14 protein-coding genes are annotated in these 14,686 nt (G+C 48.9%); 6 read left to right on the forward strand and 8 right to left on the reverse strand.

Going from position 1 to position 14,686, the window contains the following annotated elements; translation table 11 throughout:
- The first annotated feature begins 89 nt into the window (after nucleotides 1-89).
- Complete coding sequence (locus tag GCE9029_RS12240) at nucleotides 90-320, forward strand: glutaredoxin family protein (protein WP_062663534.1); 231 nt, start codon at nucleotides 90-92, stop codon at nucleotides 318-320.
- Here the strand turns inward: GCE9029_RS12240 and GCE9029_RS12245 are convergent.
- Genes GCE9029_RS12245 through GCE9029_RS12255 form a run of 3 tightly spaced genes read right to left on the reverse strand, consistent with a single transcriptional unit; the run spans nucleotide 317 to nucleotide 5,054 of the window.
- The gene (locus tag GCE9029_RS12245) at nucleotides 317-1,945 is read right to left on the reverse strand and encodes a GMC family oxidoreductase (protein ID WP_062663535.1); all 1,629 of its coding nucleotides are present in this window, start codon (nucleotides 1,943-1,945) and stop codon (nucleotides 317-319) included. The genes GCE9029_RS12240 and GCE9029_RS12245 overlap by 4 nt on opposite strands.
- Nucleotides 1,946-3,496, reverse strand: a complete 1,551-nt coding sequence (locus GCE9029_RS12250) for a long-chain-fatty-acid--CoA ligase (RefSeq protein WP_062663536.1) — start codon at nucleotides 3,494-3,496, stop codon at nucleotides 1,946-1,948.
- 49 nt (nucleotides 3,497-3,545) lie between these two features.
- Nucleotides 3,546-5,054 (reverse strand): coniferyl aldehyde dehydrogenase, encoded by a 1,509-nt coding sequence (locus GCE9029_RS12255; protein WP_062663537.1) that lies wholly within the window; start codon nucleotides 5,052-5,054, stop codon nucleotides 3,546-3,548.
- Between the two features lie 161 nt (nucleotides 5,055-5,215).
- Here GCE9029_RS12255 and GCE9029_RS12260 point away from each other — a divergent pair, with 161 nt between their 5' ends.
- From GCE9029_RS12260 to arsB, 3 genes are all read left to right on the forward strand, one after another.
- Nucleotides 5,216-6,244, forward strand: a complete 1,029-nt coding sequence (locus GCE9029_RS12260) for an AraC family transcriptional regulator (protein ID WP_062663538.1) — start codon at nucleotides 5,216-5,218, stop codon at nucleotides 6,242-6,244.
- 98 nt (nucleotides 6,245-6,342) lie between these two features.
- Complete coding sequence (locus tag GCE9029_RS12265; RefSeq protein ID WP_197475360.1) at nucleotides 6,343-6,690, forward strand: metalloregulator ArsR/SmtB family transcription factor; 348 nt, start codon at nucleotides 6,343-6,345, stop codon at nucleotides 6,688-6,690.
- A 77-nt stretch (nucleotides 6,691-6,767) separates the two neighbouring features.
- Nucleotides 6,768-7,793: an ACR3 family arsenite efflux transporter gene (gene arsB / locus GCE9029_RS12270; protein WP_062663539.1), complete on the forward strand. Its 1,026-nt coding sequence runs from the start codon at nucleotides 6,768-6,770 to the stop codon at nucleotides 7,791-7,793.
- Nucleotides 7,794-7,864: 71 nt separating this feature from the next.
- On the opposite strand, the gene nadN is transcribed toward arsB, so the two are convergent.
- On the reverse strand, nucleotides 7,865-9,691 hold the full coding sequence (nadN, locus tag GCE9029_RS12275) for an NAD nucleotidase (protein ID WP_062663540.1): 1,827 nt from the start codon (nucleotides 9,689-9,691) through the stop codon (nucleotides 7,865-7,867).
- A 361-nt stretch (nucleotides 9,692-10,052) separates the two neighbouring features.
- Here nadN and GCE9029_RS12280 point away from each other — a divergent pair, with 361 nt between their 5' ends.
- A complete protein-coding gene (locus GCE9029_RS12280; protein ID WP_062663541.1) occupies nucleotides 10,053-10,748 on the forward strand; it encodes a hypothetical protein in 696 nt (231 codons plus the stop codon).
- A 130-nt stretch (nucleotides 10,749-10,878) separates the two neighbouring features.
- Here GCE9029_RS12280 and GCE9029_RS12285 read toward each other — a convergent pair whose 3' ends face one another.
- Entirely contained in the window at nucleotides 10,879-11,304 is a 426-nt protein-coding gene (locus tag GCE9029_RS12285) for a hypothetical protein (RefSeq protein WP_062663542.1), read from the reverse strand.
- Between the two features lie 268 nt (nucleotides 11,305-11,572).
- On the opposite strand from GCE9029_RS12285, the gene GCE9029_RS12290 reads away from it, so the two are divergent.
- Nucleotides 11,573-11,899, forward strand: a complete 327-nt coding sequence (locus GCE9029_RS12290; RefSeq protein ID WP_062663543.1) for a gamma-glutamylcyclotransferase family protein — start codon at nucleotides 11,573-11,575, stop codon at nucleotides 11,897-11,899.
- Between the two features lie 61 nt (nucleotides 11,900-11,960).
- Here GCE9029_RS12290 and GCE9029_RS12295 read toward each other — a convergent pair whose 3' ends face one another.
- The 3 genes from GCE9029_RS12295 to GCE9029_RS12305 form a co-directional block, all read right to left on the reverse strand.
- A complete protein-coding gene (locus GCE9029_RS12295; protein ID WP_062663544.1) occupies nucleotides 11,961-12,824 on the reverse strand; it encodes an SIR2 family NAD-dependent protein deacylase in 864 nt (287 codons plus the stop codon).
- The gene (locus tag GCE9029_RS12300; protein ID WP_062663545.1) at nucleotides 12,812-13,702 is read right to left on the reverse strand and encodes a protein-ADP-ribose hydrolase; all 891 of its coding nucleotides are present in this window, start codon (nucleotides 13,700-13,702) and stop codon (nucleotides 12,812-12,814) included. The genes GCE9029_RS12295 and GCE9029_RS12300 overlap by 13 nt, the downstream gene beginning before the upstream one ends.
- A 68-nt stretch (nucleotides 13,703-13,770) precedes the next feature.
- The gene (locus GCE9029_RS12305; RefSeq protein ID WP_062663546.1) at nucleotides 13,771-14,637 is read right to left on the reverse strand and encodes a nuclear transport factor 2 family protein; all 867 of its coding nucleotides are present in this window, start codon (nucleotides 14,635-14,637) and stop codon (nucleotides 13,771-13,773) included.
- Nucleotides 14,638-14,686: the final 49 nt, after the last annotated feature.

The following is a 14,686-nucleotide window of genomic DNA, read 5'->3' on the forward strand; positions in this document are numbered from 1 at the left end:
TAAGTTAGATCTAAATTAGGAGGTGGTGTTTGAATCAACTGTTCTGAAAATTAACAGATCATAATCAAACATCAACTTGAGGACAGAAGATGAAACGCATCGTTTTATACACCAGCAAAAATTGTGCGCACTGCCAGTCAGCCAAGCAGTTTTTCGATAGCAAGAAAATTGCCTACCGTTTGTGCGATGTGGGTACACCAAGAGGCAGAAAAGAGCACGCATCGCTAGGAGCGCGTGGCGTGCCGGTGATAAAGATTGGTGACAAGATTCTCCACGGCTTCAACGTGAAAGCGGTGGAGAAAGCCTTGGAAGGAGATTAGTTCGAGCCTGCCACGGTGGTGAGTGATTTCCGCTGGTGCTTAATGATGTCGGCGATTTTCTCTGCAATCATAATGGTGGGCGCATTGGTGTTACCGCCTACCAGCGTCGGCATAATAGACGCATCTACCACACGTAACCCATCTAAGCCGTATACACGAAGCTGGTTATCCACCACGGCCATTTGGTCTTCATCCGTTCCCATTTTGCAGGTACCAATCGGGTGATATTGGGTGTCTGCCCGGCTGCGGATGTCTTGCTCAATGGCTGCATCATCATTGGCATCGACCGGATAGAAAGGCTTGCCACGTATATCTTTGAAAACGTCGCTTTCAAGCATTTGATATTGCTTCTTCCAGCCTTCAATCATCACGCGCATATCATCAGGGTCGGCAAAGAAATTGGGGTCGATACGCGGTGAATCCGAAGGGTTGGCACTGTTGAGTTTTACCGTGCCAATGCTCTTGGGGCGAAGCAGGGTTAGATGCGAGCAAAAACCATGACTGGCATGAATTTTACGGGCGTGGTCGTCGACGACACCAACGACGAAGACGAACTCTAAATCTGGCACATCAACGTCATCCGATGAACGCAAAAAGCCAATACCTTCAGCGAAATTGCTGCTCAGTTTACCTTTGCGTTCTTTCATCCACTCAGGCAGAGCTTTCGCCATTTCAACACCCATTTGCAGCGACACACCAAAGCTGTCGCGTTTGGCGCTGCAGCGGTATGAATGCACCAGATCGATATGATCCTGCAGGTTCTCGCCCACGCCGGGAAGATCGTGAATTTGCTTGATATCGTGGGCATCCAGATCGGCTTTCGCACCGACACCGGAAAGCATCAGAATTTGTGGTGAACCAAATGCACCGGCTGACAGGATCACCTCTTGTAGTGAGCGAATCTGAACGCGTTGTCCTTGTTTTTCGTATTCCACGCCAACTGCTTTTTTGCCTTCGAACAGCACACGACAAGTGGTGGCATTGGTGACCACAGTCAGGTTGGGGCGATTGAGATTGGGGGTGAGATAGGCTTTGGCAGCGCTGCAACGTTCTCCGTTAAGCTGAGTAACCTGAGTCGCCATCGCGCCAAACTGCTCTGCACCGTTCACATCTGGGTTTCTGGGAACGCCAATGCTTTCACAGGCATCCAGAAAACGCTCAATCAAAGGACTTGGCGAGCGAAGTTCAGCAACGTTGAGAGGGCCGCCTTTACCATGAAACTCATCGTGGTGAACTTCGTTGTTTTCCGCTTTCTTGAAGTACGGCAGGCATTCATCATAGCTCCAGCCCTGATTTCCCAGACTGGCCCAGTGATCGTAATCGTAACGGTGTCCGCGACAGTACATCATGGCATTGATTGAGCTCGAACCGCCGAGGGTTTTGCCGCGCGGCTGATAACCTTTGCGTCCGTTTAATCCTGGTTGGGGAATGGTTTCAAATCCCCAGTTATTGATTTTGGTAGGCATCATCGCCACCACGCCTACCGGGGTATGAATAAGGGCGCTGGTATCTTTGCCGCCGGCTTCGAGCAGGCAGACAGTCACTGTCGGGTCTTCGGACAGGCGGGATGCCATCACACACCCAGCGGAGCCGCCGCCAACCACAATGTAATCGAAGCTATCCATTTACGCGTCTCCGTTTTTGGAAGGGTGGAGATCGCGTTTGAGGATTTTGCCCGTTGCGGTCATTGGGAAGCTGTTACGGATAATGACACGGCGCGGATATTTGTAATCCGCCAGTTGTTCCTTGCACCAAGCGATGATCTCAGTCTCTTCAACCACATCAGCATCTTGCTTCAACAGTACATGAGCATGGATTTCTTCGCCGAGTCTCTCGTGGGGTTCGCCAACCACCGCCACCATTTCGATAGCAGGGTGACACACCATCACTTCTTCGATTTCCCGCGGATAAACGTTATAGCCTCCGCGCAGGATCATATCTTTCACGCGATCAACAATGAAGAGATTGCTGTGTTCATCAAGATAGCCGATGTCGCCACTTTTGAACCAGCCGTCGATAAAGGTTTCTTCTGTTGCTTCTGGGCGGTTGTAATAGCCCTTCATCACGCTTGGGCTCTTGATGCACACTTCACCGCGCTCGCCCGTCGGGACACTGTTTCCTGCTAAGTCGACAATCTTGATCATATGACCACACAGCGGTTGGCCGACACTACCGGGAAGTCTGTCGCTGTCGATATGGTTGAAAGTCGCCACAGGTGCAGTTTCAGATAAGCCATAGCCTTCGAGAACTGGAAGCCCAAAGGTGGCTTCAAACTGGCGCAACACTTCAACAGGCAGAGAAGCGCCGCCAGAAATGCCTAGTCGCAGGCTCTGCCGCACTTTTTCGCTTTTCTCGAAGCATGCTTCACTGGCACGTTGCAGGGCGATATACATGGTGGGGACGCCAGCAAATACAGTCACGCGATGCTCGATGATTTGCTCTATCACGCTGGCAGGTTCAAAGCGGGGCACCAGCACCACAGTCGCGCCAGTGAGTATGCTGGCATTCATCATCACGGTTTGTCCGAAGCTGTGGAACAGCGGCAGCGCGGCCATGGTGGTGTCGCTGTATTCCAAACGCATCAGGTTCTGCGATGCCATGGCATTGGTAATCATGTTGGTGTGGGAAAGCTCAGCACCTTTGGGTTGGCCTGTGGTGCCAGAGGTATAGAGGATAACCGCCGTATCATCGCCTTGTCGGGAAACCGCTTCAAATGGCTTTGATGCTTCTGACAGCCAGGCTTGAAGGGAATGGGCTGAAGAATCATTTCCCGGCATGGACACAAAATGCTCGCAGCCTTCCGCGTGTCTAAACCCTTCCTGACCAAAAGTGCCCATGGGCAATTCTTCTGTGCCATCAAAACAGAGATAGGCTTTAGCGTCGGAATCATTCAGGTGATAGGCAATCTCGCGGGGTTTGAACAATACGTTCATCGGGACTACAACGCAGCCTGCTTTCAGAATACCGTAATAAGCGATGGGGAAGTAGGGGATATTGGGACAGGAGAGGGCAACTTTGTCGCCCGGTCCCAAGCCCAGCGAAACAAGGTGTTGGGCGACGTTGGCGGCGAGTTTGTCGAGCTGTTCGAAGGTGAAGACGGTGTCGGCCATTCGAACAGCGATTTTATCGGAAAAGAGCGCCGCACTGCGCTCCAGATTGACAGCAAGATTGTGCATTCCTTGTACTCCTTATCTTCCTTTTAGTTTGCCTTGTTTTTATCGAGCACTATCGTCCAGAAGCGATGTCTGGGGTTTTAATAGCGGCGTTGGCATTGTCTTGTGTGGAAAGCATGGGATCGGGTTTCCCGATAAAAATACGCATCACCAGTCTTTGTGCGAGGTTGCCATATGGCGGCGCGAACAGGCTGATTGGGAACCAACGGCGCATCTGCAAAACGGTTCTGGCATGGCTAAGTTCGCGAAAGCCTTCTTCGCCGTGGTAATTACCGATGCCAGAGTTACCAATGCCACCAAACGGCACGGCATGGTTCAGGGCATGCCAACCCCAATCATTGATGGTGACGCCGCCGCTGTGGGTGCGCTCAAGCATCCATTCACGACGCTCTTTATCGTGACTGAACAGGTAGCACGCCAGTGGTCTTGGTCGGTTGGTGATGTAATCAGCGACCTCTTCAAGGCTGTTGTAGCCGTGGACTGGTAGCAGAGGCCCAAAGATTTCTTCCTGACAAATCCGCATATCCGGCGACAGATTGGTCACAATGTGCAGCGGCATTTTGCGTTTATCGCTGTCATCGCGGCATTTGATGATGCTGGCACCTTTGGCTTTGGCGTCTTCAACGAGTGCCTGAAAGCGTTCGAACTGGGCATTGTCGACCAAGGATGTGCAATCAGCATTGCCAGCTATGCCTGAATACATCTTTTTATAAGCGTGGGATAGTGCTTCAACAAAAGCATCCACTTTTTCATTCGGAACGAACGCATAGTCCGGTGCGATACAGATTTGCCCGGCATTAAAACTCTTACCGTGGGCAATGCGGTTGGCCGCTTGTTGGATGTCGTAATCCTCGAAGATCACCGTGGGGGATTTTCCACCTAGCTCAAGGGTGACTGGCGTGAGGTTTTTCGCTGCGTTTGCCATGATGATCTTTCCGCTGTTTGGCGATCCAGTAAAGACAATATGATCAAACGGCAGATGGCTGATTTCCATTGCCTGAGGGTGATCGCCCGGCACAACACGAACACGATCTTCTGAGTAGACTTCTGCCAGCATTGCTGTCAACGCAGAGGTGGTTTTGGGGCAGTTTGGCGGCATTTTGATCATGCAGCGGTTGCCTGCAGCGAGCGCGGTGATCAAAGGACCCAGAGAGAGGTAAAGCGGGAAATTCCAAGGACAGATAATTCCAACCACGCCCTTAGGCTGGTAACGCAGTTCCAGTTTATTGCCTTTGAAGAGCCATTCTGTTGGGCGGCGTTTCGGACGCATCCAGCGGCGAAGGTGACTTTGTACATGGTTAATGTCTAGGATCGGCCCCAGCACATCTGCCATCAAAGACTCTGAATGGCTGCGACCTCCGAAATCGTCACTCATGGCCTGAGCCAACACGTTCTGGTACCGGCGAAGCTGGGTTTTCAGCGCGGAAAGCTGTGCTTTTCTGTCTTCCAGTGTGGGCTGGGTATCTTGCTGATAGGCTGATTTGAGCGCGTAAAACCACGACTCTAGCTCACTAAGCGCAGCGTGTTGGGAGAAAGGTACTGTACTGCTTTGATTGTTCATGCCCGAATTCCTGATGGTTTTGTCATTTACTGTTCGATTACAACATCGGGTCAAACTCCCGAACAGGTGCCAAAAAGACAAAATCCGGTGATATTCGGACAGAATTGCGGTATTTATAGACTTGTCACTGTTTCTAGTGATGAGCAGCATGGGGAAGTGTCATGAAGTACACCGCGGTTTATGAGCCAGACATGAAGTCCTGTGGCGTGTTGGATTTACAGCTTTTGAGCCGTTATCTGCAAGATCGCGTGCCGATGGAAGCCCTCCTTGAAGGAACGGGACTACAACAAGACAGGCTGTATGCGCCAGATACTCACATTACCCTGATGCAAAAACTCGCTACCTTCAGCAATGCCATCAATAACACTTCAGAGCCGGGGCTTGGCCTGAGAGTGGGTCAGCAAGCGAGGTTTAGCGACTTTGGCGTCTTGGGCTACGCCGTATTCAGCAGCAATACATTGCTTGATGCCTTGATGATGGGTTTCAAATACCTTCGCTTAGCGGGGCCCGTGCTCAAGAAAACCATGTGGGTGGAAGATGATGTTGGCTACTTCCGTGCTGATCAGCTGGTGGAGCTGGATTCATTGCTGCCGTTTTGTTCTGAATACTGGTTTGCGGCGATCTTGAGTTTGTGTGAAGAGGTGATTCAGCAGCCTTTCCCTTCTAAAGCCATTTACTTTCCCTTCCGTGAGCCGGAATATGCTGAACTCTATGAAGAAACCTTCCACTGTCCGGTTTATTTCAACAGCAAACACCTTGAATGGCATTTCGATGCCACCAAGCTTTATGAACCACTGCCAACCGCGAATCCGATGACGCTGAGTATGTGTCTCAAATCCTGTGATGAGATGCTGGAGAAAGTCTCGGGCGCGCTGACGTTGAATGAAAAAATCACCCAGATGTTATTGGAAAACCCCGGTCGGTATCCATCGATTGAAGTGGTCTCCTCTGCGCTCGGTATGTCTTCCCGCACGCTTCGCCGTCATCTTAAAAACGAAAATACTGGGTTTCAGGACATTCTGGATCATGTGCGGTTCAGTCTTGCCCGCCACTATCTGCGCTCAACCCACATCAGCATTGAAGATATTTCCGAGCGGGTCGGTTTTTCAGATCCCGCTAACTTCCGCCATGCATTTCGCAAGTGGAGTGGCACTTCACCGAGGGATTATCGAAACCAAATCACGACCTGAACAAGGCGCTGAAAACCAAGCTGACATCCAAATGTTACTTTACATATGGAAAAACATATATACAGTATGCAGGGTGAACAACGACTTGGTGAATATGAATGATCTCTCCCGTTAATTTCTACAAATGCTTAGCGGATGAAACCCGTCTGAAAACCCTGATGTTGCTGCAACAGGAAGGGGAGCTTTGTGTGTGTGAATTGATGGAAGCGCTCGAAGAAAGCCAGCCAAAAGTATCCCGTCATCTTGCTCAATTGCGTAAATGCCAACTGCTGACCGATCGCCGTCAGGGCCAGTGGGTGTTTTACAGCATTTCCAGTGCATTGCCGACGTGGGCGAAAGAGGTGCTTGCCGTGACGACCGATTCAAATCCGGTCTTCCTGCAAGAATGTATGACCCGTCTATGCAAAATGGGCGATCGCCCAGAGCGCGCTTCTACCTGCTGTTAAGACAAGAGAGCTAGGATGATGGTTTTTATAATTCAATATATATGATTTTTCATATATTTGGTAAATGGGATTGAGTTATGGGCATGTTTGAACGCTACCTTTCCGTGTGGGTAGCAGTGTGTATTGGTGCGGGTGTACTGCTGGGAAATCTTGTTCCTTCTGCTTTTGAATTGGTGGCCAATCTGGAATTTGCACACGTAAATCTGGTGGTTGCGGTACTGATTTGGGTGATGATCTTCCCGATGATGGTTCAGGTTGATTTCTCCGCCATCAAAGACGTGGGCAAAAAGCCAAAAGGCTTGGCTCTGACGCTGGTAATCAACTGGTTAGTGAAGCCTTTCACCATGGCAGCGTTGGGCTGGTTGTTTTTCAAAGGCATCTTCGCAGATTGGGTTGATCCACAAAGTGCGAGCGAGTACATAGCGGGTATGATTCTGCTTGGTGTGGCGCCATGCACCGCCATGGTTTTTGTATGGAGCCAACTCACCAAAGGTGATGCCAATTACACCTTGGTTCAGGTGTCAGTGAATGACCTCATTATGGTGTTTGCTTTCGCCCCTATTACGGCATTCTTGCTGGGTGTGACAGATATTCTGGTGCCTTGGGAAACCTTGATTCTCTCCGTTGCCTTGTATGTTGTTCTGCCGCTGGTTGCGGGTGCTTGGGCGCGCAAACACTTGCTGGCAAAGGGAGAGGAAAAACTGCAAAGCTTCCTGACGGCAGTGAAGCCTTGGTCTATTGTGGGTTTGCTGGGCACCGTTGTTCTGTTGTTTGGTTTTCAGGCGCAGACTATCGTCAGTCAGCCCCAAACCATTTTGTTGATTGCGATCCCTCTGCTTATTCAAACTTACGGCATCTTCGCGATTGCTTACGGCGCAGCCAAATGGCTCAAGCTGCCTCATAACGTTGCCGCTCCTGCTGGAATGATTGGTACGTCTAACTTCTTTGAACTGGCAGTCGCTGTCGCGATTTCGTTGTTTGGTTTGCATTCAGGAGCAGCATTGGCAACGGTCGTGGGCGTACTGGTGGAAGTCCCCGTGATGCTCTCTCTAGTGTGGTTTGCGAACAGAACAACCCACTGGTTTGAGCCTGCAAAGGCCTGAGGTCAACAGACCCTAGCATCCAAATAACAAGGCCCGCATTAGCGGGCTTTGTTGATTAGATAGGTGTTTGATTACTGCAGGTTACCGTCAGCGTCGTAAAAACGCTGGGTGCTGTACTCTTCGAGAGGAAGTTTGCTCAGTGTGCCAACCGCTTCTGCGTAATCTACGAAGGCTTTTGCGTAGTCGAGGTAAGTATCAACGGCTCTGCCATCGTTGGTGACATCACCAAACACGAAATAACCATCGCGACCACCGCTTACAAAGCTGTTGGTTACAACCTGAATGTTGGCTTCTGTGCTTGCTGTATCCAGCGCTACCCAATCACCTGCTAAGCGCGAATTGATTTCGATATTGGTGACACGCTCACCAAACGTTTTCGAAATATCCACATCAAAACGCAGACCTGAAGCGTAAGGGTAGGCACCGCTTGAACCGTCTGGATTCAGAACATAATCCACGCCTTGTTCCAGGGCCAGTTTGATTTCAGCGCCACTCATGTTCAGGTTCACCAAGGTATTGCCAAATGGAAGCAGTTGATAAGCGGTCGCGATAGTCACATCACCCATAGGTACGTCGGCACGCACGCCGCCCGCGTTCTGGATGGCAACATCTGCTTCTAAGCTCTGCAACATGAAAGCTTTCGCCACCAAATTCGAAACATCAGAGCCGTTAGATTGGGTTTCAGACACGTCACAGAGGGAGCTGATACCTTGCCCTGGAACACGCTCAAGACACAGATTAGAGGTTGCGTTCGCAATGACGGTTTGGGTTTCTTCTTCGATACGTTGCGTGTAAGTGTCCAGCAGAGTTTGCGTTTCTGCATCACGCTCAACGATTGAAAGCACAGGGTTTGCATCGATATCTGCGTAAACGGCATCGCGGTCAGCACCTTCCAGTTCTACGCGTGTACCTTCAGCGTTGCGGCGCTTGAAGGTGTCACCCAGCATCAGGTGAGGGGTACCTGAACACTGTTCAACGACACCTTTGCGGTCGAAGCTGATATCCAGCTCGCCAACGATTGAGGAATATTGCCAAGCTTGCGCGACACAAACCGGGTCGCCATCTTTATTGGTCACCATAGTTGGGTAGTCGCCCGCGCTGTTCAGACCGACCGCATCGAAATCGCCCAGCAGACTGTGAGAGTCACCACCGATGATCACGTCAACACCACTCAGATTCTTCGCCAGCTCCAGATCGTTGCCGTATTGGTAGTGAGTCAGCAAAACAATCTTGTTCACGCCTTTCTTCTTCAGCTTGTTGATGAATTTCTGAGCGGTTTTGGTTTCATCCAAGAACTCAGTGGTTGCATCTGGGTTCGAAGAATTCTTGGTTTTAGTAGCGATATCAATACCGATAATACCCACTTTCTGACCGTTGAATTTCTTAACAACGAAAGGACGGAACGAATCCCACTTGCCTTGAGGTGTCAGCGGAGAAACGCCAACTTCTGGGCGAACGTTTGCAGCTACCACACGGGTATTACAGTCAGCGGTTGCCAACTGATCCAGGAAGGTTTTCAGGCCCGCATCGCCGTCGTCAAACTCATGGTTACCCAGCGCAAAAGCATCGAAACATACTTGGTTCATCATTGCTGCGTCTGCTTCACCGCCAAAAAGGGTGTAGTAGAGGTCACCGGTGATGGCATCGCCCGCGTGCAGTTTCAAAACGTTCTGTTTCGCTTCGTCGATTTCACGGATTTTGGTGACGACGCGCGGGAAACCACCCACTTCAACGCGCGTGCTTTCACCACCAACAGTAATGTCTAAACCATCGTCAGCTTCCAGATGAGAATGGTGGTCATTGATATGTGCGATGGTGAGATCCATTGGACGTTCAAAGCAGCCCATGAGCGTGAGAGACAGAGCTGCGACAGCCGCAGCAAGAACCTTGGTTTTCATTCTTCGTTCCTTCCTTAGTGAAGATAGCGCTTTCTTTAGCGGACTAAGCTATTGAAGCTTTGTGTCACTCAAGTAAAGAAAAAAAGACAAAACGAAGATGACGCAAGGGTGAGACGGATTACTTCGAGAAGGATTCTGATTTTTTCTTATCAGACCTTGGAGAATAATCAATAGAGTACGAAACTATTTTTTATATACCTAAACTGGTTAGATATTCCATGTAATATTAGGAAACTGACAGGTTTGTTTATGTGTTGCGGGTTAACTTATGGGTTTTATCTCACAAAATAAATGTCTGCTTTTATTCTATAACTACTTTACTGACAATCGAAGTTTCTAAAAAGTGGCTAGGAGAATAAATATGGCAAAACAAATAGATAAATCAGGTGAACTAACAGAAGAAACAACTGAAGCACTAGACGCATTGTCTGCTTTGGCTCAGAAACAATTACAGTTATATAAAATGACAATAACTGACGAACTAAAAAATGCGGAGCAAAGTAAAACACTTCCTATTACTTCAATAATTAGCAGAGATGGCCAAACTCGCTCTTTTGTTAAATCAGAGGCAGAAGGAATAAATAGTGTAGTGGATGATGTCGCCGGAATGTTTCTCAATGAAGGCGATAAAAAAAGTACAGTGACTAAAGGTATTTCCAGCATAGTTAAGACGGTAATTGGCGGCTTCCTTGGCTCAAGTGATGGAGAAGAGCAAACCCAAGAAAAATATTTAGCATACACAGATGGTATTACTTTATTACGATTTGACCTTTTATGCTGGAAAAGAAATGTCAAGGCAAAGTCACTATTGAATAGAACTGAGTCTGTATCAGCTTATTACTATACAGTATCTGTTATTGATGCACATAAAGTTGATTTTCAGACATTTGTAGCTTTATATCAGAATGTTTTGAAAGCTGGAGATGAAACAGCAGAGGAGATCATTAAAAAGCTTGATGATCTCAATGAGATTTACAAGAGGCTTACACAGTCCTCGCCTCAAGAACAAAATGATTTAGTGGCGAGCACTTATCAAAACACACTGTCAGTAGCTTAATTAAAACTCTTGATGCCTGAAGCGACTAATTTCAGGCATCACCATTCCATAATATTCTAAGTGTCTGGGAATTTCATTTTATTCCCTCATTCATCTATGACTTTAGCTAGTTTTTTAACTACTCAGCTGATTACACCCTCACCACTTTCCAAGACCCACGGCATGGCGCATTTGATACCTTCCATTCTCCATCAATTTGCCCGTCTTTTGCTGTGCCTTTGAAATCGTAACCCCAGCGTTCGTTGTCGCTATAGAGTTCAAGCTTTCCATCGTCGGCAATCCAACCCTTCAGCAGGGTGTTGTTATACATCAGACGAAGGGAGACTTTGCCGTCTTCTATGTTCCCAATAATGCGGGTTTCGAGGCAGATATTGTCACCGCTGATATCAATACGCTTTCCTTCCCACTGACCGTCGAAGTTTGAAGATGCTTCAAAGGCAGGCGCTTCAGGCAACGTTTGCGCATAGTTAATGCGTTCTCTTGGTTCTCGGTTTGCTTCGGAATAGATAATAAAAGCGGTGAGGCCGATAGCAGCAGCGATCATGAGTTTTTTCATAAGTTTTCGAGCCTTTTGTTAGTTGGAAAAGGTGGTTGCGCAATGAGAGTGATTGCCGGATGTTAACTTTTGCTAGTGAAGACGTGAGTGAGAGAATGAAAAAAGGCGAGCGATATCCAACTAGATTATTGATTATTATCCATTTATTTGATGTTGGAGCAGGATGTGACACATACCAGATATAAACTTCGCGTCGTCTAAAATTCGATAAATTCTGCGAGCAAATCCGATGATAGGATGGCGGAAAAAGCCATTGGAGGAGTTGAAGATGGTTTCCCGTTTATTTGTCTATGGAACGCTGGCACCGGGGCGTCCGAACGAACATATATTGGCAATGGTTCCAGGTACTTGGGAACCTGCGTCGGTAAAAGGAAAACTGCTGCAGGAAGGTTGGGGTGCAGAGCATGGTTACCCCGGTATTGTGCTTGAAGAATCATCGGATAACGTGGAAGGGTTTATCTTCAGTTCTGAAGCGTTACCCTCACACTGGAAACGCTTAGATGAGTTTGAAGGCGAGGGATATCAGCGAGTATTGACCCAGGCAGCCTGTGAAAATGGCAATATGGTCGATGCTTACGTCTACGCCTTGAGATAGCGTGTTTTGGCATACTGAATACAATATCAGGGCAGCACTTACGGCCCTGATATTGGGGTGATTACGCAACCATCAATGCGCGGGTTTGATGAACAAATTCTGCGATATCACCTTTGATTGACGTCGATTTAAATCCCAATTCCGGCGGCGTGGAGGCATTATCCATATTCACCCTGACCAAGTTTGCATTCGGGAACGTATGGGTGATTTGTTCCATCGGGATTCGGATAACGGTTGGCGTGTTAAAGCCTGATCCCAAATCCAGCACCACGACCTTCTTCTCTCGGTTGTTGTCCAACCACTGGATCAATGCCTGTCGTTCGTCTTCATGCACAGTGTCGATGAATGAACCATCTACGCGGGCATGAATGAACATGTCTTCGCCACAGTTTGGGCATTTAGGCACGCCTTGCTCTGATGTCAGCACCTGTTCGACGGAATCGAAGTAGGGCTCCATGCGATCGAGGAAGGGTTTAATGTCCCACACTTCCTGTGAACACGGTTTGGTGCACTGAATTTTCCCGTAGTCGCCCTGCGGAGCGTAAAAACGTTCCCGGGCAAATCCGCTTTTGTAGAACAGACCATCCACATTGGAGGTCATCACAAAGTAGTCTTTGTCGCGCACGAGATCATACAAAGCTTCATAAAGCGGGTTCACACCCTGAGAAAAATACACGTATTCCAGATGGACTTTGTAGTAACCCCATTGCTCCTGTTGCGACCAGTAGGGATAACCCATGAGCTCGTATTGGGCGTTGAAGCCTTTCTTTTTCCAGCCTGGATACACTTCGGCGAACTTGTCGCGATCGAGGTAATTGATCCCCGCCGCTGCCGTCAGCCCGGCACCTGCACCAATCAAGATCGCATCGGCGTCTTTGATCAGAGTGGAGACATTTCTCAATGTTTGAAGATTCAGTTTTTGCATACAAACTCCTCCAGTTCTGATTGGTACACATCGTAATCCCGTTCACTGAACACATTGAAAACTATCGTATCCAGTTTGCCGGGGTTGGCTTTCAGCCATTTTGCGACGGTGTTAATCGCCACGGGTGTTGCTTGTTCAATCGGGTAGCCAAATACACCGGTAGAAATCGCACACAAGGCGACACTGCGTGCATCTTTGACTTCTTGAGTGATATCCAGAATGTGCTGATAGCTGGCGGCGAGTAATTGCTCGCTCTCTTTAGTCACATTGCCTTGTACAATCGGCCCAACTGTGTGGATGACGTATTTGGCAGGCAGGTTATAACCCCGCGTAATTTTCGCTTCGCCTGTTGGCTCCTCTCCACCCTGAAGCTGGATGATGACATCGCAGTCTTCACGTAATTGAACTCCTGCTCGATTGTGAATCGCGTTATCAATGCATTTGTGCTGGGGCAGAAAACACCCGAGAAGCTGGCTATTTGCGGCATTCACAATCGCGTCTGCCTTCAGTGTGGTGATGTCTCCACGCCAGAGCACTACCTTGGTATCACCGATTTTTAGAAATGGCGCTAATTCGCTGACATCTGTGATTGATTGGCTTTGGCACTCTGCAGATAGCAGGGTATCCAGCGCACTTTTACCGTTATCACTCAAGAACCCTGGAGGAAGAACAGTAATGGCGGAGTCCAGCAGAGTGCGCTGCTCGTCGGAATCCAACTCGCGAACGTCTTTGATGCCAGATTTTTGCAGAACGAGTGTCAGTTCCTGCAATACTCTGAGTACCAATGCGGGGTTCGTCAGACCTTGCAATGTGGTTGGGACATACGGGCGATGGAGCGAGATGCGATCGGCGTAGTCGCTGACAGTTAATTGTCTCATGCTGACCTCCTAATAACTGAGGCCACGTTTGTGGCCTCATGATGGATGTTTGACAGTGGAAGATACGCTTATTGGAAGCCGAACTTGCCGTTGTCGTTTTTCCACTCGCTGCGTGGTGGAATGGTTTCAATCACATCCCAGTGCTCAACGATTTTTCCGTTGTCGACGCGGAACAGGTCGTAGAATGCAACGTGTTCATTAAGGAATGTCCCTTCGCTGATCGTCAACACGAAGTTACCTTGGCCCAGAATCTTGTGGTTTTTGGTGTAAGACATTGGCATGCCTTGCTCAGCTAGCGCTTGCAGTGCTGCGCCCAAACCTGCCAAACCATCAGCCACCATTGGGTTGTGTTGCAGGTAGGCTTCAGGTTCGTTGTCGATAAAATCATTGATGCGCGCCATGTTGCCTTCCATCAGGATGGTTTTCACGAAGTCTGCAACAATGGCTTTGTTTTCTTCAGTTTTATCCAGATCAACCGCTTCTGTTGGGCCGTCGAGTTGGGTGCGGCCGCTGGGGTTTGCCGGGGCGATGTCTTGCAGGTTGTCCCAATGCTCAACAATTTGGCCGTTTTCAAAGCGGAATACGTCGAAGCCAACTTTAGGGCCAAAGAAATCGTATTCAGTGTGCAGGAAAACATAATCGTCATCCTGGAAGGCACGTTTCACGTCCGCTTTTGCACTGCCTTCTGGCAGGGCTTTCATCACTTCGCCAAACCCTTCCAGGCCATCTCCAACCGCAAGGTTATGCTGAATGTATTTGTTCGGTTTTACATAAGCGATAGGCGCATGGTCACCGGTTTCAATACTGCTAATCAGTGCAACGGCCTTGTCTTTGTTTGAGAGCGACTCCGACGCTGACTGGGCGCTGCATGCAGCAATTCCCATCACGCTGGCCACAGCAACAGAGCGAAGAAGTTTGTTTTTGATTGTTTTCATTGTCTCGTCCTTTTGTTCGGTGTTGAGGCAATGTTAAGACGAAGGAATG

It is taken from the genome of Grimontia celer, from assembly GCF_900055185.1.
In the GTDB taxonomy this organism is placed as follows: domain Bacteria; phylum Pseudomonadota; class Gammaproteobacteria; order Enterobacterales; family Vibrionaceae; genus Enterovibrio; species Enterovibrio celer.

Coding starts and splice junctions, on each gene's coding strand:
- GCE9029_RS12255 (WP_062663537.1), bottom strand. CDS start 5,054: ATGAACAATCAAAGCAGTACAGTACCTTTCTCCCAACACGCTGCGCTT.
- nadN (WP_062663540.1), bottom strand. CDS start 9,691: ATGAAAACCAAGGTTCTTGCTGCGGCTGTCGCAGCTCTGTCTCTCACG.
- GCE9029_RS12290 (WP_062663543.1), top strand. CDS start 11,573: ATGGTTTCCCGTTTATTTGTCTATGGAACGCTGGCACCGGGGCGTCCG.
- GCE9029_RS12300 (WP_062663545.1), bottom strand. CDS start 13,702: ATGAGACAATTAACTGTCAGCGACTACGCCGATCGCATCTCGCTCCAT.
- arsB (WP_062663539.1), top strand. CDS start 6,768: ATGGGCATGTTTGAACGCTACCTTTCCGTGTGGGTAGCAGTGTGTATT.
- GCE9029_RS12305 (WP_062663546.1), bottom strand. CDS start 14,637: ATGAAAACAATCAAAAACAAACTTCTTCGCTCTGTTGCTGTGGCCAGC.
- GCE9029_RS12280 (WP_062663541.1), top strand. CDS start 10,053: ATGGCAAAACAAATAGATAAATCAGGTGAACTAACAGAAGAAACAACT.
- GCE9029_RS12245 (WP_062663535.1), bottom strand. CDS start 1,945: ATGGATAGCTTCGATTACATTGTGGTTGGCGGCGGCTCCGCTGGGTGT.
- GCE9029_RS12265 (WP_197475360.1), top strand. CDS start 6,343: ATGATCTCTCCCGTTAATTTCTACAAATGCTTAGCGGATGAAACCCGT.
- GCE9029_RS12260 (WP_062663538.1), top strand. CDS start 5,216: ATGAAGTACACCGCGGTTTATGAGCCAGACATGAAGTCCTGTGGCGTG.
- GCE9029_RS12250 (WP_062663536.1), bottom strand. CDS start 3,496: ATGCACAATCTTGCTGTCAATCTGGAGCGCAGTGCGGCGCTCTTTTCC.
- GCE9029_RS12295 (WP_062663544.1), bottom strand. CDS start 12,824: ATGCAAAAACTGAATCTTCAAACATTGAGAAATGTCTCCACTCTGATC.
- GCE9029_RS12240 (WP_062663534.1), top strand. CDS start 90: ATGAAACGCATCGTTTTATACACCAGCAAAAATTGTGCGCACTGCCAG.
- GCE9029_RS12285 (WP_062663542.1), bottom strand. CDS start 11,304: ATGAAAAAACTCATGATCGCTGCTGCTATCGGCCTCACCGCTTTTATT.